The organism is Acinetobacter sp. ESL0695 (assembly GCF_029392135.1).
Lineage (GTDB): Bacteria > Pseudomonadota > Gammaproteobacteria > Pseudomonadales > Moraxellaceae > Acinetobacter > Acinetobacter pollinis.
In genome coordinates this window covers 330,960-354,546 of record NZ_CP113932.1, presented here as the reverse complement: position 1 = coordinate 354,546, position 23,587 = coordinate 330,960, and the positions used below count along the sequence as shown (strand labels likewise).

At 37.3% G+C, this 23,587-nt stretch carries 14 protein-coding genes; 7 read left to right on the top strand and 7 right to left on the bottom strand.

What is annotated here, in order from left to right; all coding sequences use genetic code 11:
• Window positions 1-44: 44 nt before the first annotated feature.
• A complete protein-coding gene (locus OZX61_RS01600) occupies window positions 45-2,234 on the top strand; it encodes a TonB-dependent siderophore receptor (RefSeq protein ID WP_277095095.1) in 2,190 nt (729 codons plus the stop codon).
• Window positions 2,235-2,285: 51 nt separating this feature from the next.
• On the opposite strand, the gene OZX61_RS01595 is transcribed toward OZX61_RS01600, so the two are convergent.
• From OZX61_RS01595 to OZX61_RS01570, 6 genes are all read right to left on the bottom strand, one after another.
• Complete coding sequence (locus tag OZX61_RS01595; RefSeq protein ID WP_277095094.1) at window positions 2,286-3,509, bottom strand: magnesium transporter CorA family protein; 1,224 nt, start codon at window positions 3,507-3,509, stop codon at window positions 2,286-2,288.
• 80 nt (window positions 3,510-3,589) lie between these two features.
• Window positions 3,590-5,680, bottom strand: coding sequence for a polyribonucleotide nucleotidyltransferase (pnp, locus tag OZX61_RS01590; protein ID WP_277095609.1), 2,091 nt, complete (start codon window positions 5,678-5,680; stop codon window positions 3,590-3,592).
• Between the two features lie 240 nt (window positions 5,681-5,920).
• Window positions 5,921-6,190: a 30S ribosomal protein S15 gene (gene rpsO, locus OZX61_RS01585; protein WP_195774119.1), complete on the bottom strand. Its 270-nt coding sequence runs from the start codon at window positions 6,188-6,190 to the stop codon at window positions 5,921-5,923.
• Window positions 6,191-7,030: 840 nt separating this feature from the next.
• On the bottom strand, window positions 7,031-8,767 hold the full coding sequence (gene recD / locus OZX61_RS01580) for an exodeoxyribonuclease V subunit alpha (protein ID WP_277095608.1): 1,737 nt from the start codon (window positions 8,765-8,767) through the stop codon (window positions 7,031-7,033).
• Between the two features lie 139 nt (window positions 8,768-8,906).
• A complete protein-coding gene (locus OZX61_RS01575; RefSeq protein WP_277095093.1) occupies window positions 8,907-12,644 on the bottom strand; it encodes a UvrD-helicase domain-containing protein in 3,738 nt (1,245 codons plus the stop codon).
• 19 nt (window positions 12,645-12,663) lie between these two features.
• On the bottom strand, window positions 12,664-16,338 hold the full coding sequence (locus OZX61_RS01570; protein ID WP_277095092.1) for an exodeoxyribonuclease V subunit gamma: 3,675 nt from the start codon (window positions 16,336-16,338) through the stop codon (window positions 12,664-12,666).
• 218 nt (window positions 16,339-16,556) lie between these two features.
• On the opposite strand from OZX61_RS01570, the gene OZX61_RS01565 reads away from it, so the two are divergent.
• Complete coding sequence (locus OZX61_RS01565) at window positions 16,557-17,066, top strand: hypothetical protein (protein WP_195771183.1); 510 nt, start codon at window positions 16,557-16,559, stop codon at window positions 17,064-17,066.
• A gap of 15 nt (window positions 17,067-17,081) precedes the next feature.
• Here OZX61_RS01565 and OZX61_RS01560 read toward each other — a convergent pair whose 3' ends face one another.
• Window positions 17,082-18,497 carry a phosphate--AMP phosphotransferase gene (locus OZX61_RS01560; RefSeq protein ID WP_277095091.1) on the bottom strand — a complete coding sequence of 472 codons (1,416 nt, stop codon included), beginning with the start codon at window positions 18,495-18,497 and terminating at the stop codon, window positions 17,082-17,084.
• Window positions 18,498-18,624: 127 nt separating this feature from the next.
• Between OZX61_RS01560 and OZX61_RS01555 the strand changes: the two genes are divergently transcribed.
• The 5 genes from OZX61_RS01555 (at window position 18,625) to hisIE (ending at window position 23,586) form a co-directional block, all read left to right on the top strand.
• The gene (locus OZX61_RS01555) at window positions 18,625-19,329 is read left to right on the top strand and encodes a hypothetical protein (protein WP_277095090.1); all 705 of its coding nucleotides are present in this window, start codon (window positions 18,625-18,627) and stop codon (window positions 19,327-19,329) included.
• Window positions 19,330-19,466: 137 nt separating this feature from the next.
• Window positions 19,467-20,393: a bifunctional demethylmenaquinone methyltransferase/2-methoxy-6-polyprenyl-1,4-benzoquinol methylase UbiE gene (ubiE, locus tag OZX61_RS01550; protein ID WP_277095089.1), complete on the top strand. Its 927-nt coding sequence runs from the start codon at window positions 19,467-19,469 to the stop codon at window positions 20,391-20,393.
• A 17-nt stretch (window positions 20,394-20,410) separates the two neighbouring features.
• A complete protein-coding gene (locus tag OZX61_RS01545) occupies window positions 20,411-21,082 on the top strand; it encodes a hypothetical protein (protein WP_277095087.1) in 672 nt (223 codons plus the stop codon).
• A gap of 3 nt (window positions 21,083-21,085) precedes the next feature.
• Window positions 21,086-22,705 carry an AarF/UbiB family protein gene (locus tag OZX61_RS01540; RefSeq protein ID WP_195771188.1) on the top strand — a complete coding sequence of 540 codons (1,620 nt, stop codon included), beginning with the start codon at window positions 21,086-21,088 and terminating at the stop codon, window positions 22,703-22,705.
• Between the two features lie 95 nt (window positions 22,706-22,800).
• Window positions 22,801-23,586 (top strand): bifunctional phosphoribosyl-AMP cyclohydrolase/phosphoribosyl-ATP diphosphatase HisIE, encoded by a 786-nt coding sequence (gene hisIE, locus OZX61_RS01535; protein WP_277095086.1) that lies wholly within the window; start codon window positions 22,801-22,803, stop codon window positions 23,584-23,586.
• Window position 23,587: the final 1 nt, after the last annotated feature.

The following is a 23,587-nucleotide window of genomic DNA, read 5'->3' as shown; positions in this document are numbered from 1 at the left end:
TTTATATAAAATAACACTATATTTTTGTAATTATTTATATTTTTATGTCTACTTTCCGTCAGCAAAAATTTTTACGCCATCCATTGAGTTTAAGTATTCTCATGGTACTTGCCCTTTCACCATCTTTTTCATACGCAGAAGATGCAACAACAACTCAACTTGAAACGATTAACGTTAAATCTGAAACCTCATCTGCCTTAGAAACAGCGACAGGCCTAAAGCTGAAACCTAAAGAAACACCTCAATCTATTAGTGTAATTACGCAAGAACAGATAAAAGATCAGGGGATTTCGAGTTTAAGCAAAGCATTAAAGCAAACAACAGGTATAAATGTAATTCGTGATTCTGGAAGATATCGCTTTCAATCTCGTGGATTTTATATCGATCAAATTGAAGAAGATGGTCTAAGTAGTACCGTTCCTGGTTCAGCAAGCAATGCCAACCGAACAGCATCGAGTTCAGCAGATTTAGATATTTATGAACATATTGAAGTCATTAGAGGTGCAACAGGGTTAACCCAAGCCAATAGTGAACCAGGTGGAACAATTAATGCAGTTAGAAAACATCCCACACAAGATTTTCAAATGCATGGTTATGTACAGGCTGGGCAATGGAATAATGTTCGCTCTATGATAGATACATCTGGTGCTTTGAATAGTAATAAAACTATTCGAGGACGTCTTGTTGCAATTGGGGGAACTCAAGACTCATTTAAAAATAGTGCTCACAGTGATACCCGAACTTTATATGGTGTATTAGATTTTGATCTTACACCTACGACCCTGCTACGCCTTGGTGCAATGTACCAAAAAACACATGATATGCCAGATTACTTTGGTATACCTATGGCTACAGGAGGAATAGATTCAGGTTTGCCAAACCATACGTATCTGAGCTCAAGTTGGAGTACCTTAAATTCAGAGAAATACAATGTTTTTGCAGAGTTGGAACATCAGTTTAATGACGACTGGAAAATATCAGCTAAATTAAATAGTAACTGGAATCAGTCCTTACAAAAGATTGGCGGTTTAGCTCAGCTCACAACGAGTTATATTGGCATAAATACAAATAATCCAAATTTAAAAACCAATAATTATCAGAACTATAAAAACTCCAGCGACGAAGTAACTGCCAAAATTGCTTTAAATGGTAAATACTCTTTATTCAATGCGACACATGACGTATTTGCAACGCTTGACTATAGTAGCTTATATGAATTGTCTAATTGGAAATCCATTGTTAATAATACAGCATATAATGTCTGGACATTCTCTCCCTCTCAAATTCAAGAACCTGATTGGAATAAAAACCTAAGCTACCATATTTTTTATAAAAACTATGTTGTCCAACAAGCCGCATCATTAGGTACACGTTTTAATTTTCCTGAGAACTTTCACTTTATTCTTGGTGGTCGTTATACACAAGCCATTAGCAATGGTTCAACCTATTACGAAATCTATAACAGTAAACCAGATGGTGAGTATGCCAAGAACCGCGAAGTTAAAAAGAAGAAATTTAATCCCTATTTTGGTTTAACTTACGATATTACACCTGATACAAGTGTATACCTCAGTCATACCGAAATATTTAAGCCACAATCTGTCCGTCAAATCACAGGTGAAATTTTAGAACCTGTCGTGGGCATAAACCAAGAAGTGGGTATTAAGTCTGAACTATTTGACCATCGTTTAAATGCATCACTTGCATTATTTAATATTGAACAACAAAATCGCCCCCTCACCGATTCCAGAAACACTCATTTTTCAATTCCTGAAGGTAAAGTACGTAGTCGCGGTGTAGACATTGAAATATCTGGAAAAGTGAATGATGATTTAGCAATTTTTGCAGGTTATACATTTAATAAAAGTAAATATCTACAAACTGAGAGTTCACGATATATCGCAGGAAGTAATTTTAGTAAACATACTCCTGAGCATATGTTTCGTCTATATACTCAATACCAACTTCCAGGCGTATTTGATCAATGGTCAGCAGGTCTAGGCGTAAGTACACAAACAGAAACCAGTAGTCTATATGATATTCGTCAGGGCGGTTATACATTGTGGAATGCAAATGTACGTTATAGCTATTCTGAAAATCTATCATTTAATTTAATTGGTGAGAATCTTACGAATAAGCGTTATTACGAAAATAATAGAGTACGTATGAACGGCGGAAACAATTTTATAGGTGATCCAAGAAGCTTACTCTTTCGTGTAGATTGGAAATACTAATTGTTTAAAAATTTCAGGTGTAGTTCACTGTCTACACCTGAAAAATGAGACTTACTTTCTCTTGGCAAACTGCTCTACTTCTTTAATCTTCTGTTTAATTGGGTCCATATCTAACAACGAAAGAAAATTCGTACCTTTTTGTTCATGAGATTGTGATAATAAGTCCAAAACACTTTTTTCACTGCGTCCAACCAAATGACGGCGATAAAAATAATAAATAAGTAATACTGTACATAAAAGCATTGCCACAAGCATCATCCAAAATCCTTGAGGTGATTTTAATCCTGGAATAAATTCAAAATTCATTCCATAAATCCCAGTCAGCAATGTTAAAGGTGCAAAAACAGCGGTAATAATTGCAAGAATACGCATATTTTCATTGGTCTGGTTCGATATCGCGGAAAAATGTAAATCTATTGCAGCCTGAATCGAACTTCTTAAACGCGCAGTATGTTTTTGAATACGCTCAATATGACTGGCTAAGTCATTAATACGTACAAGAACCAAATCTAAAGACTCAAAATGACTATCTTGCGAGAGATGGTGATAATTTTCTACAGTTTCGTCTCTAAGCTCTTGCAAAGTTTCTATCTGCTCTTCACATAAATTTTCGACCTGTTGAAAAGCCATATTTTCTTCAAGTAGTTGCTGCCATTGATGAAAATAATGCTTTCCTTGCAATAACTCTTTTTGCCAATATTCAACACGGCGTGTCAAAGGTGCTCTTAATCCTAAATAATCATCAATCATACTATTGAGTATTCTTAAGGTTAAATTAATAGAGGTTACAGGTAACTTTCTTTGTTTATTCTGTTCATTTGGTTTTTTACCAATTAATCCAACCAGTCGCTCAATGTAATTTTGAATTGCTTTATTCCCATCCTCTCTTACTGTCACTAATGCTTTAGGTGCAATAATAAAGTTTACAGGTGTTGTAATTAGACCAAACTCACTCTGATGCTGTTCTGATCCCATATCATTTGAACCGATATGGTCGTGTGGTGTAACCAGTTTACGAAAAATGAGAAAGTCATACTCTTCCATTACATCAAAACCACACGGATGCTCGATATTTAAAATATCTGAAGTATGCAGTTCATTAATGGTAATATGCGTATGTTCAAAAACGTCTTTTTGCCAATGCTCAATTCGCCCCACAACTTCAGTTCTTAAACTGTCAATCCACATGAAATTTAGAACACAATTTTCATGCTTCTGTTGAGAAACAAAAATCGTATTATCATCTGGATGATGGTAAAAATAGTAAATTTGCATAAATAATTATAAATTTTTCATCGTGCTATACATGATGCCATAAAAAAAGCCCGCATCAAGCGGGCTTTTCATAAACATATTTAAGCTTGTTCGATATCTTTCATCGTAAGTTTAATACGACCACGGTTATCAACATCTTGTACTTGTACTTTCAGCTCTTGGCCTTCAGTTAATACGTCCGTTACATTCGCAATACGTTCGTTAGAAATTTGAGAAATATGTAATAAACCATCAGTACCTGGCATGATATTTACAAATGCACCAAACTCAACAATACGGATAACTTTACCTTGGTAAATCTTACCTGGCTCAATTTCAGCTGTTAATGCTTGGATTTTTGCAATCGCAGCTTTCGCTGCCGCTTTTGTTTCACCAAATACGCGAACTGTACCATTGTCTTCAATATCAATCGCAGCTTTCGTTTCTTCAGTAATTTGGCGGATAGTTGCACCACCTTTACCAATTACGTCACGAATCTTGTCTGGATTAATGCTAATGACTTCAAATGTTGGTGCGTGAGCCGAAATTTCAGGACGAGCACGAGAAATTACTTTATTCATTTCATTCAAGATATGCATACGACCTGCATACGCTTGATTTAAAGCGACTTCCATAATTTCTTCAGTGATACCTTCAATTTTAATATCCATCTGAAGTGCAGTAATACCGTTTTCAGAACCTGCTACTTTAAAGTCCATATCACCAAGATGATCTTCATCACCTAAGATGTCAGAAAGTACAGCAAAACGCTCACCTTCTTTCACAAGACCCATTGCAATACCTGCAACTGGTGCTTTTAATGGTACACCTGCATCCATAAGTGATAATGAAGCACCACATACAGAAGCCATTGATGATGAACCATTTGATTCTGTAATGTCAGATACGATACGAATCACGTATGGGAAACGATCGATTGGTGGAAGTACAGCTTGTACACCACGACGTGCTAAACGGCCATGACCAATTTCACGACGTTTCGGGCCAGTTTCACGACCAGTTTCACCTACAGAGTATGCAGGGAAGTTATAGTGCAACATGAAGTTATCTGTTTTTGTACCAGATAATGTATCTACCATAAGTGCATCACGTGTATTACCAAGCGTAGTTGTCACAATTGCTTGAGTTTCACCACGTGTAAATAGTGCAGAACCATGTGCACGATCAAGAACACCTGCTTGTACATCTAATGCACGTACAGTTTTCGTATCACGACCATCAATACGTGGCTTACCTGACAAGATATTGTCACGTACTGTACGGTATTTTAAATCTTCGAATAAGAAGTTAACTTCATCAGCAATTTTGTCGCCTTCATCTTCCTCTGGTACGAACTGAGCAACTGCTTCTTCATACAATGCACCAAGTGCTGCATAACGATCTTGTTTTACGGCAATCGTATATGCTTCTGAAATTTTCGCTTCAAACGCTTCTTTCAGTTTTGTACGTAGTTCTTCATCGTTAGTTGGCGCAGTCCATTCAGACTTTGTTGTACCTACAGCCGCAGCAAATTCATTAATCGCTTGGATCGCAATTTGCATTTCATCGTGGCCGTAAAGTACCGCACCAAGCATTTGGTCTTCTGAAAGCTCTTTCGCTTCAGATTCAACCATTAATACCGCAGATTCAGTACCAGCAACAACAAGGTCTAAATCCGACTGAGCCATTTGCTCAAAGTTAGGGTTTAGAATGTATTCGCCGTTTACTAAACCAACACGTGCACCAGCAATTGGGCCACGGAATGGTGTATCTGCAATTGCAAGCGCTGCAGATGTACCAATCATAGCTGCAATATCAGCTTCCATTGTCTTGTCAGAAGATACAACCGTTGCAGTTACTTGTACTTCGTTGTAGTAACCTTCTGGGAATAATGGACGAATTGGACGGTCAATTAAACGAGATATTAGTGTTTCTGCTTCTGAAGCACGGCCTTCACGTTTACCATAACCACCTGGAATACGTCCCGCTGCATATTGCTTTTCTTGATAATTTACAGTGAGAGGAAAAAAGTCTGTACCTGCTTTTGCAGTCGGTTGAGCAACGACAGCAACCAATACAGATACACCACCCATTGTCACAAAAACAGAATTTGCTTGACGCGCAATACGACCCGTTTCTAAAACAACTTGGTATTGTCCATATTGAAATTCTTTACGAGTAACATTAAACATCGACATATATTTTTATTTCCTGATTTTATTCTAGTGGAGACCCCTAAGGTTTGGCATTCACACTACGACTGAGTTTTGTAATTATAAATGACAAAGCTTAGAAGCCGACCTCACTAGATTTTAAACATAAAGAAGGAGCGAACATTCGCCCCTTCTTCCGCTTAGAAGACTAAGCGTTGCTTTTCAGTCACGAAGTTATTACGAACCTTCGATGTTCCGAAAACACAGTGTTTCATCGAATTAACGACGTAAACCTAACGCACCAATTAATGCAACATAACGGCCGTGGTCTTTACCATTTAAATAGTCGAGTAATTTACGACGTTGGTTAACCATACGGATTAGACCACGACGGCTGTGGTGATCTTGTTTGTGTGCTTTAAAGTGGCTTTGTAAATCATTAATTTGTGCGCTTAATAAAGCAACTTGTACTTCTGGTGAACCAGTGTCGTTTTCTGCACGTGCAAATTTAGCAATGATTTCTGCGCGATCTTGTGTAGTTAAAGCCATTCGATTTCTCCGAGATGCTTAAAATTTAAAAACTGATATAAAACAATTCTATTGAATAAAACTGTCTGCCGTGCATCACTACAGCAAGCGCATATTTTAAGTGAAAAACAATAGAATTGCAAAATGCTTTGTATATTTATGCAACATGATTTTTCTGAGGATTATTTGGCATACTTTATTCCATTAATGAGATACATTTTATAAATATTTTTTATTATGTGAAAATAATAATAGATAGATATATAAAATATAATTCAAGATAATATTAAAAGAAAACCTTTAAATACAACATAAATATGACATAATAAAAGGCCCAAGTTTCCTTGGGCCTTTAATATGCGCTGTGCTTTTTCATTTATTATTTTATAGTCTTATTTTTATCAGAAGTCCTTATCTCTGTTACTTTGCTGCGTCCTTATGCTTTCTATTATTGCGATATATTTTTGTCGATCATAGAGGTTTTTTCCTCACATCATGTACGCCATCACTTACAAACAGAAAGTTCTGTACATTTCAGTGAACTACATCACTAAAAAATCAATAAAACGAGGTAACCTCCTAAAAAGATTATTTTTTATTCTTTAAATAGAAGAAGGCCTTGTAGTCTCTCCCAAAACTACAAGGCCCAAATATACTTACTATTTTTTTTAACTACACATCACTGTAAGTTCGCTGTCTTCGACTATTAATATAATAATACGATTTATCGCTTAATCTTCCCGACCAAGCTTATTTAATAAATCAATTATTACAAAACTATACCGATCTTTCTATTCGTTAATATCTGTATTTAATGTAAGTCATAACGCACAAAGAGTTAAAATACGACTAACTATCATTCTAATATATTGAATTATTAATTTTTTTAGTTAATCCACTTTGACGAACTGTTTTCACCATCAATGCAGTTATTAATGATTCAGGGTCTGCTAGAATACTTACAACACGTTTTGCACGTGTAATTGCTGTATACAACAGCTCTTTGCTTAAGAGCTTTTCAGCTTCCTGTTCCAAGACAACAGCCACATGTTCAAATTCTGAACCTTGAGATTTATGAATCGTCATTGCAAATGCAGTTTGAATCGTTTGTGGTAAGCGTGTGGCCATCACCCATTTATTTAAACTCGGGAAGTATACTTCATACTGTGCAAGATTTTGTCGATGCTTAAAACATATACCAATATCGCCATTAGAAATACCAAGCTGATAATCATTTTCCGTGACCATAATGGGTCTACCAACATACCAATCGCCATAAAAAGTAGTCTGCCCTAAAACAGCATACTTAAAGTGTTGTTCAATATAATGGTTAATACGTTTTACACCTAACGCACCAGCATTCATTGCACTCAAAATACGGTAGTCATTAAATCTTTTTAAAATATTATCTCTGAGTTGAGCTAGATCATGCGCTTCACTACCTTCATTTAAATTATACACTTTCACTGATTCTGCATATTCTTGATACCCTAACCAAAGTTGCTCTAAACATCGCTCGACATCCTCTGCTGCCATTAATTTGGGTAAATATTCAAGTTGAATTTGATCTATCTCTACTTTTTTCAGGTCAATTTTCTGAATGACTGAAGGCCTAATGACCTCGTTACTGAGTCTATCTAGTACATTCTCATGCGTATCTACCGATGTTTGACCCACGTTTTGAATAAATTTTGCTATTTTTCCAATTTGAGCTTCATCACTAAATCTTCTGCTATGAACTAAATGAGTTCGATACCTAGATAGTATGTCCATATTTTGCAAATCTGCTAAAACTGACCCCACACCAACAGAAGCAAGCTGATTTGCATCTCCTAATAAGATTAATTTTGCTCCATCTGGAATTGCTTCAAAAAGTGTTGTCGCAAGATTTAAATCAAGCATGGAGGCTTCATCAATTACAATAACATCAAAAGGTAACGGCTGTTTAAGATGAAATTTAGCAATGCCTCTATTGCCCATGGCCAGTAAGCGATGCAATGTAACTGGTTGTATACGATGTAAATTATCAGTAATTAAGCCCTTACTTTGAAGTGTAGGATCTTGAAATGCGTTTTGTAATGCCTCTTGCATACGTTGTGCCGCTTTCCCTGTGGGTGCTGCCATTGCAATGCGTAGGTCAGGTATTAATTTATTTAAAACAGCAATAATACGTGCCAATGTATAGGTTTTTCCTGTACCGGGGCCTCCAGTGATAATTCCAAAATGGTGTTGCACGACCATTTTTAATGCCTGTTGCTGATATTCGTCAATAAGTAAGTTTTCATAGCCATACAGATCTAAATTTGAGTCGGGCTGTTGTATAAGGCGTGCAATCTGTTGGGCTAAGCGTTGTTCTAACGCATAGTATCTGTACAAATAGACTGCTTCACCGTCAAAAACAAAAGGACAAGTATGGCTTTTCTCTTGAAAAGCCACTAGACTACGCAACCTCTCTAAAGAGGCGATATCTGTAGACAAACAACTATTGCCTTGTGTATTAGAGAGCAAAATATTTTGGATCATTTCTTGTGCGTATTCTTTGTCATCAGGCTCATCGAAATACGACGCTTGGGTAAGATATTCTGCCCACAGTATCATCCATTCATCATATTTTTCTAACTTATCCAATGACTTACTCACACAGTTATCCTCAAACTTATTCACACAGATATCAACAGAGTTATACTCACGATTATCCACAATTCAACATTTTGTTTTTCAAAGATTTATAATTTATTTAAGCCAACTTCTGTACAGCATAATACCCAAGTATTGCATCTAAGCGCTCAATAAACTCCGCATTGGGTTGCCAGTGGCATACACCCATGTCTTTATTTGCTGTCATGCCTCGTAAATACAAATAGGTTGCCCCACCCAAATGGCTTTCAATTTCATAACCTACTAATCGCTCTTTCAAATAACGATGCAATGCCACTAAATATAAACTTGCTTGTAACCAGTAACTACTTTGAGACATGTTCTTAGCAATTTCATGCTGGGTATAACATTGAATGGTTTCACCAAGAAAGTTACTTTTATAGTCGGCAATATAATATTTACCTTCAAATTGATAGACCAAATCGATTGACCCATTTAAAAATCTTGCAGACTCAGCAGGATTTAATGTTGGAATAAAGACATCGTACTCTTGAAACAATTGATGGATACGCTGACTTGCAAAGACCTGATCTGACAATGCTAAGTAGAAGGGAAACTCAGAAAGATACATCTCCGATGTCAATTGTCCTAATTGTATTCCATCTCCAAATGGTGTCGCTAAAATATCACTTAACCATGATTTTACATCTGCAATTAAACGCTCTTCTAAAAACTGTTCACTTAATTGCTCACTAAAAAGCATTTGATACTTTTCAAAAACTTGTTTTTTAAGACCACTATAATCATTCTTAAAACGACGATAAATTTCTAGATCCCATGAGTTTTCATCTTGAAAATGAATATGTTCAAAAATCTCATGTAAGAAATTACCTGCATGTGTGCCCATTGGAAAATTTCGTGCAATCCATGTAATTCTTTCTTCATCATGTACATCAGTATTAACATCGTTTATGGGTTCAGCAATTAAGACCTCATCCTCAGCAGCAGTTTCATCACTGATATAATTCGCTAAAACGTCTAATGCTTGTTGCTTGGTTAAATGCTGTGCCAGAGCAGAAAAGCTGGTCTTCAATCTTGGATAAAGCTTAAGCTGAGGTTGTGCCATCGCATATAACTGTACTGTTAATTCGCGATCTTCTTTATAAGGTCGTGGCTTACTCTCTAACAGAGGTTCATCTGTCGTTGCAGGGTGTGTAAATAATGCAGGTTGAACTCTCCAGTAGTTAATCCCAGTCGTTGTTTCAGATTTTCCTTTATTAAGTACAGCATAAATACGATGACTGGCTCGAGTCAAAGCAACATACCACAATCGGTTTTGTTCTGCTTGCGCACGTGACTGGTGTTGTTGTAACTCTTCCTCAGTTAATGCATTTTTATCATCTATTGCAATGACGCGTTGTTGTTCCAATTGATTCGTTTTTTCACTTAAACGCTCGGTTGTGGAAAAATTCAGTGTTTTATTAATTTCACGAAATGATCCATTGGCATTGAGTAAAAAAACAATTTTAAACTCTAGCCCTTTCGATTGGTGAATCGTCATGAGCTGGATACCAGCATCTGTAGATAAGCTCCGCTCTAACTCCCACTCTCGGTCACTCGGTGAAGCAACTTGTTTCAAATACCAGTTAAATAAGTTTTTAGGCCCTTGATACTTTCCACTATGCTGACTTAAAAGGTCAGACAAGTGCCTTAAATTGACAACACTTCTCTCATTATCTCGGCTCTCAAAGCGAACTAAATTACGCCAGACATCAAAATATCGTAAGCAATACTGCCACGCTGCTAAAAAATGTCGTTCAAACCAAATCTCACGAATTTCACTAAATACTGAAATAAATTGCCCTAGGCCATCCGCTTGATGTTCATATTCATTTAAATTTTTAAGCGTATAACCCAACATTCGACTGAGCAAAGCACGCTTTACTTTCTTTTCATCATAAGGATTCATCATCGCTGTTAAGACAGCAGCAACATCCTGTGCCAGTAAACCATCAAAAACACTTCTTTTAGAAGGTCGATTTACTCGTATACCTAAACGCTCTAGCTCAAACTGAACTTTATCTAAGCCATCATGATTTTTAGATAATACGGCAATATCATCTGCAATAATTGGAGTATTGATCTCATCTTTCGCTAGATATAACGCTCCTTGTTGGCCTTGTTGTAATAGTGTAGATATTTTCCATGCAACTTGTATTTCAGCCTGAATGTCACCTTCTATATGTAACCAGCGCAGTGGTTTTGGATTGTGTACTTCACCTTCAATAAGTTGTGGATGCGGTCGTGTGCCTGCTTCTACAGGTTCATAAATCACTTGCTCACCAAAATCGGCATTTTGTAAAAATAATGCATCTACCGCCTCAACCAAAGGTTTTATCGTTCTATGATTGTATTTTAAACGATAAAAAGAGCCTTTTTTTGCCACAACATCATGGTAAGCACCAATGAATGTCAGCATATCACCACCACGAAATCCGTAAATGGCCTGCTTACGATCCCCCACCATAATCATGCAGCTTTTTTCATACCTTGTAGGTGAACGCCAAATACTGGCAAGCATATTGTCTTGCTCTTGGTTCGTATCTTGAAATTCGTCGACTAAAATAAGTGGATAGCTTGTCTGTACAAAAGCAGCGAAATGCTCGCCTTGCGCCCCCTGTAGTGCTTCAGATAATGTTTTTATTTGCTGTGAAAAAGTAGTCTCACCTTGCTGTTGTAACAATGCAGGTAAACGAAGTTTAACTTGTTCACATAAATAGTATTTAAGATAACCCTCTGTTTCAACCAGTGCATTTTCCATTTGCTGTACATGCACTAAAACATCTAAAAGTTTGAGTAGCACGGTATCGGTATAAAACTGTGTTGCGTCTTGTTCCGAACACTTCTTTGTAAAAACTTTACTGTCTTGAATATTTTTTAAAAACTTTTCCAGTGCTGCCCGAGCCTCTGTAAACTCTTTTAAAAAAAAGTAACGCCCATCTTCTTTTAAAATACGCTCTATAGCATTAGGAATAGTTTGCTCAAATAAAACCGTAAAACTATCTTTAGTAAATATTTTTTTATTTACTGTAGAAAAAAACTGGCCTTCCGCCAAATAATAAGGTGTTAAATGAGTAAAGTTCACATCACGTAATTTTTCTCTCAATACTAAGAATTTTTCTATTTGTATTTTTGGAGGTTCTACAGGTTTAAAATATGCACTGGTAAAATTGAGGGCATCTTCAACTATTTTTATATAATGCTGAGTTGGCTTTAAACGACCACTCATATAAAACCAGTCAACTTGCTGTTGCGACTGTTGCTGTAACCACTCACGTAATACATCATGAATGAGCTGCTGCGTATATTGCTTCGATTGGTCTGTAATGTCTACACGTTCAATTTTACCACTTTCAAATGCAAACTCTCTAAGTAATTTTTGACTAAAACTATCGAGCGTTCCTACAAATAACTCATCAAGCTGTTCCAAAACCAATTGTAATCGGCTACATGCATAACTCACTTGTGTCGAAAAATTTTCCAATAAAATAATTTTTAATGGATCGGCTTGCTCAGCTTTAAGTGTTTCTAAGTAGACAATATTAGCTTGGTCATCAAAAGCAATTCTCTCTTTAAAGAAAGCATGCATTTCAATGATTCGAGCTCGAATACGCTGTTTCAGCTCAGCCGCAGCAGCGCGTGTAAATGTCGTTGCAACAACTTGCTTAGGTAAGTATTTTTCTAGCAGAATTCGTACAATTAAGCTCGAAAGTGTAAATGTTTTTCCTGAACCTGCCGATGCTTCAATCCAATGTAACCCTTGAAACTGAATATCTTGAATCGGTTGAAAAGATACTTCTGGTGCAACTCGTTTCACAACTCTCTTTTCCTTTCAGTTATTCATCAACAGTTAAATAGTCATAAATTGGCGCATATAAACGATATGCCCATTCACGGCAATGACTTTCTAATAGCAGACTTGCATCTTGTTCTTGTAAAATAAATTGCCAATCTTGATGATATTTCGATGCTTTATCGTCACTTGCTGAAAAAACCTCGCTATATTTTTGTGGGTCATTCCAATGTTTAGACAATGTCTGCCATATTTTCTCATCTAAACCATTGTCTTCTGTACAATCTAAAGGCTTATTCTTTTCACTTGGCTTCATTAAAAGTGCGGCAGGTAGTACAACTGGAGTGGTCATTGCCTGTTGCCATAACTGGCACCAATGGTTTAAAAACTCCCTTGCCTGATTTGAGCTAACACCTTCATAAATAATAGTTTGATCGCTAAAGACAACAATATAACGATACTCTTTCCCCTGCTCATGCAAATTTAGATAACGTAACCATAATAAATAATTAAGCCACGCTTTTGCACGCCGTTCAGCACGAGCACTAGAGATTTGTAACTCAACCCATTGAGTTTCTGCATTTTGTTTTGGAACAGTAATACGTAAATATAAATGATCTGAAAGACATAACGTTTGTTGCGTCGTAGGTGTAGGATGATCTGCATAGCAATGCAAGCGCTCCAATAAAGTACGATACTCTTGTTGCGATTGTTGCCAAGCACTCTCTTGCACTTTGCCCACAGGCAATTGATCTAATAACACCTGCATATTTTCGACAAGCATATCTTGAGCTTGAAAAAAACGTCTGACTTCATATCGTGCTAAACCATCTAATAGCAATGGCTCTTCATCAATATTTTCTACAACACTTTTCGTATTTTCGATACCTAATGTTTTTAAGTAAAGTTGGGCTGGAAAAGTGACATCATTAATCCATTGCATACTGTCAAATATGCTCATGTCAGGATCATTCACTTGATAAGGCTGATCTATCCAAGGCTGTCTTTTTCCTGAAAAATGCTGTAACTGTTTAGCGACGGCAAACCATTGATCCTCATAGTGTATTGCCCCTGAATCTACAAAATTAATAGTATCAAAAGGTTGTAATGCATGAATGTGATATAGAGATGCCAGTTGCATCGGCACATTCATGTCTTTTAAATACTTAGATTTTTCGACCGAAACTTCTTGGGTTAATACATCTTGAGTAATAAGAGCCAAATGGTCTACGAACTCTTGCAATACACTTGAGGGTTGCATGAGCTCACCACTCTTTTCATCAAAACCATTATAAAACAACCAAAAGTTATCTTTTGCTAAGAGCAATGCATCTAAAAATGCACCTTGATCATCTTCTAAACGTGAACGATCACCTAAAATTGGACGTAGCACCTGCATTAGATCGAATGGCACATGTTGATGACGGCTTGGGAAAATACCACTATCTAAACCTAGTACAACGATTAATTTATAAGGAATAGGACGAATCTGACCAATTTCGCTAAATGTAATATGACCACTCGGTTCAGCATTTTCTAGCTGACTTTCTAAACCTTGTTCAATTTCAGAAATGACATAGGCAAGTGGTAAAGTAAGGTCATCTAACTGTCCCATTTTTTCTTGCTGATTACGCTTTTCATACGTGACTGAAAGGGTGAGCATACGAATATGCTTTTGAATCAACTCTGCAACGGTACGTAAAATATCTTCACCCTGTTGCTGAAATTGAGCAATTTCATCAGCAAGTACAGTTAACCAATACTCAACACTATAATGCTCGCCTTTTTCATGACAAATGAGCCAATCACGACGATGGTTCAAGTCTTTATAAATCTGAATTAAATGACCAATAAGCAGAAAGTCTTCAGGTTGTACATCACGATAACTGAGTGTTTTTAATACCAAGGTATGCTCAGGTACAGCAATTCCCATTGCTAAACGGTCTAACGCAAACTTAAACGTAAAACGATAATCTTGATCATCTTCTAAAAGAAAACGCTTTAAATGCGCATCATCCAAACCACGTTTAAAACCTGCACCCTCAAGAAGTGCAAGCATTCGTGTCACTTGTTCATGATCTAAGCCATAATAGTGTTGCGTGGGTAATAAACTCAGCCAATCTGCAAAGTCGCTATACCTAAAGCGTCCTTGTGGAAGTTGAATTCGACCAATGACCGCCAACCATGCATTGGTTAAGTCGAACTGCGGTACACCTACAATTTTAATCGGTAAATAACTTTCTTGACGCTGGCCTTGTGATCGTGGCGGTGGTGCAAATACACTACGAATCATCGGTTCAAGCATACCCAGATCAGGTGCAACTACTAAAATATCATCTAAACGGCGTGGTGCTTCTTTTGTGGCTTGAGATAACCAATGCATCAACTGATCTTTTAAAACTTCAAGCTGTCTTAAATTTGAATGACATACATGTACTTGTATCGACTGATCTGCTGAATCTAATGGATAGGCATGTGTTTCAGGTTCCATAAGGAATAAAATATCAGATTGTATTTTTCCAAGTAAGGTATCCTGATAGTGATCAAAGAATAGATCTTGCCAGACTCCCTCCTCACCTGATGACAAACCTGCTAACAGTGAAAAATGATCACGCGCCTGCTTACCAAATCGAGTTAATAGCGGGTGTCTAGACTCCCTTGCTTCTGCATTAAACGTTACATTAAAGGTTTGAATAAATGCTTCAATGTCCTCATCTGTCAACTTTTTCTTTAATCGCTCATTCTTTTCTCTAAAACGCTGTATTGCTTGAGCATCATATGTTTTCTTCCACTGAGGATCGACACTGTCTGCCCAGTACTCCTGCGAAGGATTATAATGATAAATCGTAACGTCAATATACTGTCCCAAACGACGCAAAAACTGTAACTGATTGGGGGGTAAATCTAAGAGAGTAAAAATAGTCACTTTTCGCGGCAATTGCTTCAATGCCGTTGTTTTTGTCGCTTCCAAAATTTGCCAAAATTGCGTATCAATTTCTTTAATTTTTAAAAAATCGTCATGAAATACTTCATGCCATAACCAACGTTGCCATGCCTCTAAAGACTCAGCTTGTTCTAAGTTATATAAAGAAATGTTTTTTGACTGAGGTGAGATTAATTTTTCAATATCAATGGCTTGGTTACGTCCCCAAGCATCTAGCCAATTTTGATTACAACTGCACTTTCCCTCTGCATGCCCTTCAAGGCAATAGCCACGATACAACATATAATGGCTAAATAAACGAGATACATGCTCTGCAACCCAATACAACATACTTTGCTTTTTAATTTGTCGTTGTGTCGGGTCGGTTAAATGTATCGCACTGTCAAAAATACGTGACACAATGCCAAATAATGCATGCTCTTCTGATAATTCGAGCTGGGCCGAAGAAATAAAAGGACGTAAAGCTTCATAAATACGCCATTTCATTACGAGTCGAGGAATATTTGCCTGACGAACCTGATCCTTATCGGTCATCACTTGCTGATAAACATACCACTGAAAAGTCTGAATACGTTGATGATAAATCTGATTTGCACTAATGCCTTGTTGCTCTGCAATATATTGCTTTAACCACTGCTCAATCGCCTGATTGGGCACAATAAAGTGTTGTGTTTCTAACACGCGAAATGGATCATTCGTGACTTTAGATTGTTGCTGAAGTAGCATCTGTGCAAGCACTTCAAGCTGCTGACTCTGAAATACATGAATACCCATTTCTTATATTCCTCCTTTTGAGAGGAAGCATATTACACCACTCTATTTATCTAAAGTAGTTCAGGTTACTTTACGTACCAATTACTTTTTTTATATACGTAAAGACTTGCGAAGATCACTGCATTAAATGTAACCTTATTTTATCAAGCCAAATTTATATAAATATTAAGCTTACTTGTCACTTTCCTCGGCAACAACAATTTTAAAGGTATTATGATATGAATATTGATAATGTACCCGAATATATTGATCCACATTTAGATTTAGAACAAGCAAAGCGCGAATGTTTAGAACTGATAAAAAAACGTGCTTATATTTCGGCTGGGGCTGCAATTGTACCCATTCCATTTTTTGACGTAATGATTGATGTTGGTTTACTTACCGCACTTATTCCTGAAATGAACCAACGCTTTGGACTATCGAAAGAATATGTCAGTGTATTTAACCCAAAGACGAAGGAAGTCAAATGGGATGAGCTACGTAAGCGTGGTGTAGAGTTTACAGGCCTTATGGTCGCACGCACAGGCGTAAAGAAATCGATTAATGGTTTTATTAGCCGTATGCTTACCAAGCAAGTTACCAAGTTCATCCCACTAGGTGGTCAAATTGTTTCAGCAAGTCTAGGCTATATTGTCTTCAAAAAAATTGCAGAAACACATATTGAAGATGGTTATAAACTTGCTAAAAGTATTCAAGAAAAATCTCAACCCAAAACAGTCAGTGCATAACTGTTCACTCATTGCTTATGAAGGTGAATACCCCACCTTCATTTGCTGAACAATCGCTTCTAGTACCTGTAAGCGTGCATGACGTTTATCATCGGTAGAAATAATATGCCACGGTGCAAATGCTGTGTCAGTATTAGCAAACATATCTGAAGCAGCTTGCAAGTAGTCATCCCACTTTTCACGATTACGCCAATCTTCATCTGTAATTTTAAAGCGTTTATGGGGTGTATTTTCTCTAGCCTTAAACCTTTTTTCTTGCTCGTCTTTATCAATAGACAACCAAAACTTAATTAAAACCGTATTGTTACTTACCAGATCGTGTTCAAAACGATTAATCTCTCCATAAGCACGTTGCCACTCGATATCATCTGCAAATTTTTCTACACGCTCGACCAGTACACGCCCGTACCAAGAGCGGTCAAAAATCGTAATTTTATCTTGATTGGTTTTTGTCCAAAAACGCCATAAATAAGGGTGTCTTAACTCATATTCTTCAGGTGCAGAAATTGCATGAATTTCATATTCTCGTGGATCAAGTTTCTTTACAATTCGCTTAATTGCTCCCCCTTTGCCTGCAGCATCCATACCTTCAAACATAATCACAATACGCCGTTGATCTTCACGTAGTAAATGAGCCACTTGTTTGGTTAACTTTTTTAAGCGTTTTTTATATAACGTATGATCGAGCGTTTTTTGTTCCACGTGCGTAAGTTTTTCATTCAGTGCTGACTGCGTCCAAAGCTCTGCATTTCCCGTCCAAGACAGTGCATCATGTTTAAGGTGTTTTAATATATGCACTGCAAACTTACGGCTACGAACCGCCTCATCTTCTTCATCAATCACAATCCAGTCTTGTGTAAAGCGTTGACGTAGTTGCTGTACACTTTCGTATTGCTTTTTCTTTTGCCAGTCTACGCCATGTAACCGATGTAATAGCTTTTCAGATAAGTCGATGTGCTTTAATCTTTTTTGCAAGTTACTCCATGAAGCATCAAACCAAAACTTCATGACATCTACAGCATTATTTTTTAAATCTTCTTCAAATGCCTGCATTTGTTGCACATAACCATCGAATGTACTTTCATCAAATGGGTGATTAATATGCATAGCTGTGGTTAATAAGTCACTATACCAATTACCAAAAAGTACAACTATTTGACCTTCTCGAGGTATAGATGAAGTATACGGTTGCCAAAAAGGTTCTTCGTGATTAAGTAAATGTGGTGTGTCCGCTTTTACACGTAAATAGCGTGGATCCATCCACTCTCTTAACTGTTTTACTGCTTCGCCTTTGCCGGCAAGCTCTACACCACTGACTAAAATAAGTAAACTTTTTCCATTTCTTGTGCCACGTGCTTTTTTAAATGCATATTGCGCCTCAATTAAAGCAAGTGACAATTCATCTTCGTTTACCTTCATTGGATTCATCATAAGAATATCCTGTTATTTTTATTTTTACATGTACTCAGTTTATACCGTATTTTTACGCGATAAATATATTATTTTTAATCAAGTCAATTTATGATGAATATGTTTTCTCTTGTTGTTTTATATTCATATGACAAAACTTGCTGTACTTGATGATCTCGTATTGCGGTATCAACAACTTAAATACCATAATAATCCTGCATTAAAAAAACGTTTACAAGATGTGCAACAATGGCAAAAAAATAGATTATGCAAAGCACATCAGCAGTTTTTTTCTCAGAAAAACCATGAGCTGATGGGACATTACTTTGTTCAACGCCTCTATGGCGGACCCGACTTCGACCTTATTGCAGAACAAGTTTCTCGTTTAATTCAGCACGCACATAAAATAGAAAGACTTATTCCAAGTACTGCGATTCAAACAGGGACACACGGAATAGAGCTTTCTATTTTAGCTGTACAGCTCGATGAAGAAGTTGCAGAAGAGCTCCTAAAACATTATGACCCACAGACACCATTAAATAACAGCATGATGCAACAATGCTATATTCAAGTAAAACAGGAAAAAGAGCGGCTAAAACAGCTCGAAATGACAGATAAACTAGGGTGCTACCTCGACAGTCATTTACGTTCTTTTATGTTGCAAACCGCCTTTAAAATGGGTAAACCTCTCGCATATAAACATCGCTTCGATACGCTATATCGTTTTATGCATGAAGGGTTTATTGCACTAAAACCATTAAACTCAGCGGCAAATTTTGTAAAAACGTTTACGAATAAAGAACGACAAGTCATTGAAAAATTACATACAGGGCATCCATCACCATTTGCTTAAGCTGTTCGTAAGATAAAATGCCACAACAACAGATTTTTTCTGTATATTATTGACCTATCTATGCATTACAGCACATTAAACAAAGATTCCTTGTTTAATACAGCTTCTAACTATTCTTCGTGATCAGGAGAGACTCCATGTCGAATGAAAACCAAACGCCTACAACAACATCAAATACGGCTACTCAGTCAGACAAAGTGAGTCCATTTTTATCTTCGCCACTACCTGAAGGTACTCCTCAAGGTCAAAAAGATGCGATCGAACCTTCTAAAAGCGACAATAAATATACGCTTCCAAAAGGTGCAAATAAAAATGAACAGGTTGGAGAAACCACACATTTTGGTTTTGAAACTGTACGCACAGAAGAAAAAGAGCAAAAAGTCGCTCATGTTTTTCATTCTGTTGCAAAAAAATATGACCTCATGAATGACTTAATGTCATTTGGTATTCACCGTCTATGGAAACGCTTTGCAATCCAAATGTCTGGTGTACGCCGTGGTCAACACGTTTTAGATATTGCAGGTGGAACAGGCGATCTTGCAAAAGTATTTAGTCGTGAAGTTGGGCCACAAGGGCATGTCGTTCTGTCTGATATTAATGAATCTATGCTAAATGTAGGGCGTGATCGTCTTATTGATGCAGGTTGTACAAATGTCGACTTTGTTTTAGCAAATGCTGAATCTTTGGAACCTTTTGAAGACAATAGTTTTGACCTTGTAACTATTAGCTTCGGTTTACGTAACGTTACCAACAAAGAAGCAGCGCTTGAGTCAATGTTACGTGTGCTAAAACCCGGTGGTCGCTTACTCATTCTTGAGTTTTCAAAACCAATCTTTGAACCTTTTTCAAAATTATATGATGCCTACTCATTTACAGCACTTCCTTTAATGGGAAAAATTATTGCAAACGATTCTGAAAGCTACAAATATCTTGCGGAATCTATTCGTATGCACCCAGACCAAAAGACTCTCAAAGCAATGATGGAAAATGCAGGTTTCCAAAACTGCGACTATCATAACCTGACGGCGGGAATTGTCGCTGTTCACCGTGGCTTTAAGCTTTAAAATTCAAGGTATTTGTCATGTGGTCAGTACTGGCTCTAAGTACAGCAGAGAAAATGGTCAACCAGTGGGTTGACCTCGATACACTTACACGCATTCAATTAAATTCACTAGAAGGCCAAAGGCTACGTGTCATTATTGACTCGCCTCAAATTTCTATAGATGTACTTTTCGATGCTGAGAAAATTCGACTTGAGCCTACGGTCACAGGACATACATCTGCACCCTCTTTATTTAAACAACGGCCTTTTGATAAGAAGCAACATGTCGTAGAAGCCACTGCCACACTCCATGTTAAAAATCTTGTCGAACTCGCAAAGCTTTTACTAAACCAAGATGTAGGCAATATTCCTTTACAAGGAGATTATCATTTATTGCAAAAAATTCAGGACATTCTGCAACACATGAAACCTGATATTGCAACATCTATGTCGCCATGGATTGGTGTGAATTTGTCTAGTGGAATTGGTGGCACACTTCAAGTGGTTCCTAAATACATTCAGCGTTCAATTCAAAGCCAAATCTTCTTTTTAGAAGACATCATCAAGGAAGACAGTAAACTCTTTGCTGCCAGATGGGAGATGGATGATCTTAATCAGGGTACGCGACAACTACAACAAAATATTGATCGCCTCGATGCAAAAATTAAACTGCTTCAAAAAAAGCTCCATTTAAACCATACGGGTGATTAAGTTATGATTCCGCATATTTCTCGCTTATTCGAAGTATGGCGTATTGCTGCCCACTATCGATTAGATACTTTAATCTCTGCGGAAGATATTCCACCCAAAGCACGCCCTTTACTAAAACTCATTCGTTTACACCCTGCTGCATGGTCAAGTAGACATTTAGATAATCCACTTAAACTGAAAGAAGCGCTAGAGGATATGGGCCCCCTCGCAATTAAAATGGGGCAACTACTCTCTACCCGTCGAGATCTCATTCCACCTGAAATCTTACAACAATTGGTTATGTTGCAAGATCAAGTGAAACCCTTTTCTGTTCAGATTGCCAAAGATCGTATTCAGTCAGCATTTAAAGCAGATTTAAACACATTATTTAAACGATTTGATGACCAACCTCTTGCGGCAGCATCCATTGCACAGGTTCACACAGCCGCTTTACACGATGACCGAGAAGTTGTCGTTAAAGTAACGCGTCCAGATATACGTCCTCAACTCATTCAAGACTTTGAAGTACTCACATGGATTGGACAACACTTAGAAAGTCGAATTGAAGCGGCACGTGCTATTCATCTGCTTGAAATTATTCAAGAGTACCGTCAAACCATACTAAATGAACTCGATCTTTCATTAGAAGCCAGTAATACTCGCCGTATGCGTCAATACTTTACTGGCTCTAGTATGATGTATGTTCCTGAAGTCTATATGGACAGTACCGATGCAATGATTGCAGAACGCATCACAGGTGTCCCTATATCAGATACAGAAACCTTTGACCGCTTAGGAATGGATCGTGCAGATTTAGCCGAGAAAGGACTTACTGTCTTTTTCACACAAGTCTTTCGAGATAACTTTTTCCATGCAGACATGCATCCGGGTAATGTCTTTGTAGAAACAATTAATCCTAAAAATCCAAGATATATTGCGCTTGACTGTGCAATTATGGGTGAACTGTCCAAACAAGATCAAATGACTGTTGCGCGCATGCTGCTTGCCGTGATGAACGGTAACTTCATGCAACTTATTCAAGTCGTACATCAAGCAGGTTGGATTCCACCGGGTACAAATCAAGATGCGCTTGCGCGCGAGATGCGTCGTACCGTCGGCCCTATGATTTCACAACCAATGCATGAACTCGACTTTGCAGGTATCTTACTGCAAATTATGGACATTGCTCGTCGCTTTAGATTAGAAATACCACCTCAACTCATGTTACTTCTCAAAACATTGGTACATATTGAAGGTTTAGGAACAGATCTCTATCCTGAGTTAGATATTTGGAAACTTGCAAAACCTATCTTAACAAAATGGGTCAAAGCAAATATGGATCCAATTTATAACATTCGACAATTTGGCAAACAAATCCCCGATCTCTTACTCGGTGCACAAGATTTACCGAGTCTAATTGTAGATAGCCTGAATGGATTGAAAAATCAATCTACATGGCAAGATAAGCAGTTACGTGAAATACAACAACTGCGCTTACAGCTTGAATATCAACAAAAAAGAAACTGGATTTTTGGTAGTGTACTTTTAATTGTACTTTCTATTGCGATTATTGCACCGTGGTTTATTTCTGTACCACTCATTATTATCAGTACTTTATTGGTGATGTGGCGTCTAGTTCGCTAAGAAAAGCGTTTAGAAATGGAACAATTTCACGTAAACTATAAGCACGTGTCTGTGATAGACCGTATTTCTTTTTTAGTTTAATTTTGGTGATTTCCATGAATAACGTGCAATGGCTTGATGAGGTAAAGTTTAATGAACAAGGTTTAATTCCTGCTATTGCACAGCATCATCAAACTGGTCGCGTACTTATGGTTGCGTGGATGAATCGTACATCACTTGAAATGACTGCAGAAAAGAAACAAGCTATTTACTTCTCTCGGTCACGCCAAAAATTATGGCATAAAGGTGAAACTTCAGGCCACTTTCAGGTTGTTCACGAAATTCGTTTAGACTGCGATGCAGATGTCATTATTTTACAAGTTGAACAAAAAGGTGGTATTGCATGCCATACAGGTCGAGAGTCATGTTTTTATAGAAAACTGACAGAAAATGGTTGGGAAACAGTAGACCATCCACTCAAAGACCCTAAAGAAATTTATGCGACTACCTCTGAAAAAAATGCCCATACACTTGCGATGGAAAGTTCAACGACCCAAGCAGAAACAGTAGAAATTTTAGATTATTTAGGTCAAATGATGGTCGAGCGCCAAAAAGCTGACCCAGACAGCTCATATGTTGCCAAGCTATATCATAAGGGTTTAAATAAAATTTTAGAAAAAGTGGGCGAAGAAAGCTTTGAAACTGTACTGGCTGCAAAAGAGTTCGATTTAGAAAAAAATCAAAATAATAAAAATGACTTTGTCTATGAAGTTGCAGACCTATGGTTTCATAGCATTGTCATGTTGGGCTACTTCAACTTAAATCCACAAGATATTTTAAATGAGCTTGCACGACGCCAAGGCCTTTCTGGTCTTGTAGAAAAGGCAAATCGTACTCATTAAG

Excerpts from the sequence above, each read along its gene's own strand:
- OZX61_RS01600 (WP_277095095.1), top strand. The coding sequence starts at position 45 with ATGTCTACTTTCCGTCAGCAAAAATTTTTACGCCATCCATTGAGTTTA.
- OZX61_RS01595 (WP_277095094.1), bottom strand. The coding sequence starts at position 3,509 with ATGCAAATTTACTATTTTTACCATCATCCAGATGATAATACGATTTTT.
- pnp (WP_277095609.1), bottom strand. The coding sequence starts at position 5,680 with ATGTTTAATGTTACTCGTAAAGAATTTCAATATGGACAATACCAAGTT.
- rpsO (WP_195774119.1), bottom strand. The coding sequence starts at position 6,190 with ATGGCTTTAACTACACAAGATCGCGCAGAAATCATTGCTAAATTTGCA.
- recD (WP_277095608.1), bottom strand. The coding sequence starts at position 8,767 with ATGATACTGTGGGCAGAATATCTTACCCAAGCGTCGTATTTCGATGAG.
- OZX61_RS01570 (WP_277095092.1), bottom strand. The coding sequence starts at position 16,338 with ATGGGTATTCATGTATTTCAGAGTCAGCAGCTTGAAGTGCTTGCACAG.
- OZX61_RS01565 (WP_195771183.1), top strand. The coding sequence starts at position 16,557 with ATGAATATTGATAATGTACCCGAATATATTGATCCACATTTAGATTTA.
- OZX61_RS01560 (WP_277095091.1), bottom strand. The coding sequence starts at position 18,497 with ATGATGAATCCAATGAAGGTAAACGAAGATGAATTGTCACTTGCTTTA.
- OZX61_RS01555 (WP_277095090.1), top strand. The coding sequence starts at position 18,625 with ATGACAAAACTTGCTGTACTTGATGATCTCGTATTGCGGTATCAACAA.
- ubiE (WP_277095089.1), top strand. The coding sequence starts at position 19,467 with ATGTCGAATGAAAACCAAACGCCTACAACAACATCAAATACGGCTACT.
- OZX61_RS01545 (WP_277095087.1), top strand. The coding sequence starts at position 20,411 with ATGTGGTCAGTACTGGCTCTAAGTACAGCAGAGAAAATGGTCAACCAG.
- OZX61_RS01540 (WP_195771188.1), top strand. The coding sequence starts at position 21,086 with ATGATTCCGCATATTTCTCGCTTATTCGAAGTATGGCGTATTGCTGCC.
- hisIE (WP_277095086.1), top strand. The coding sequence starts at position 22,801 with ATGAATAACGTGCAATGGCTTGATGAGGTAAAGTTTAATGAACAAGGT.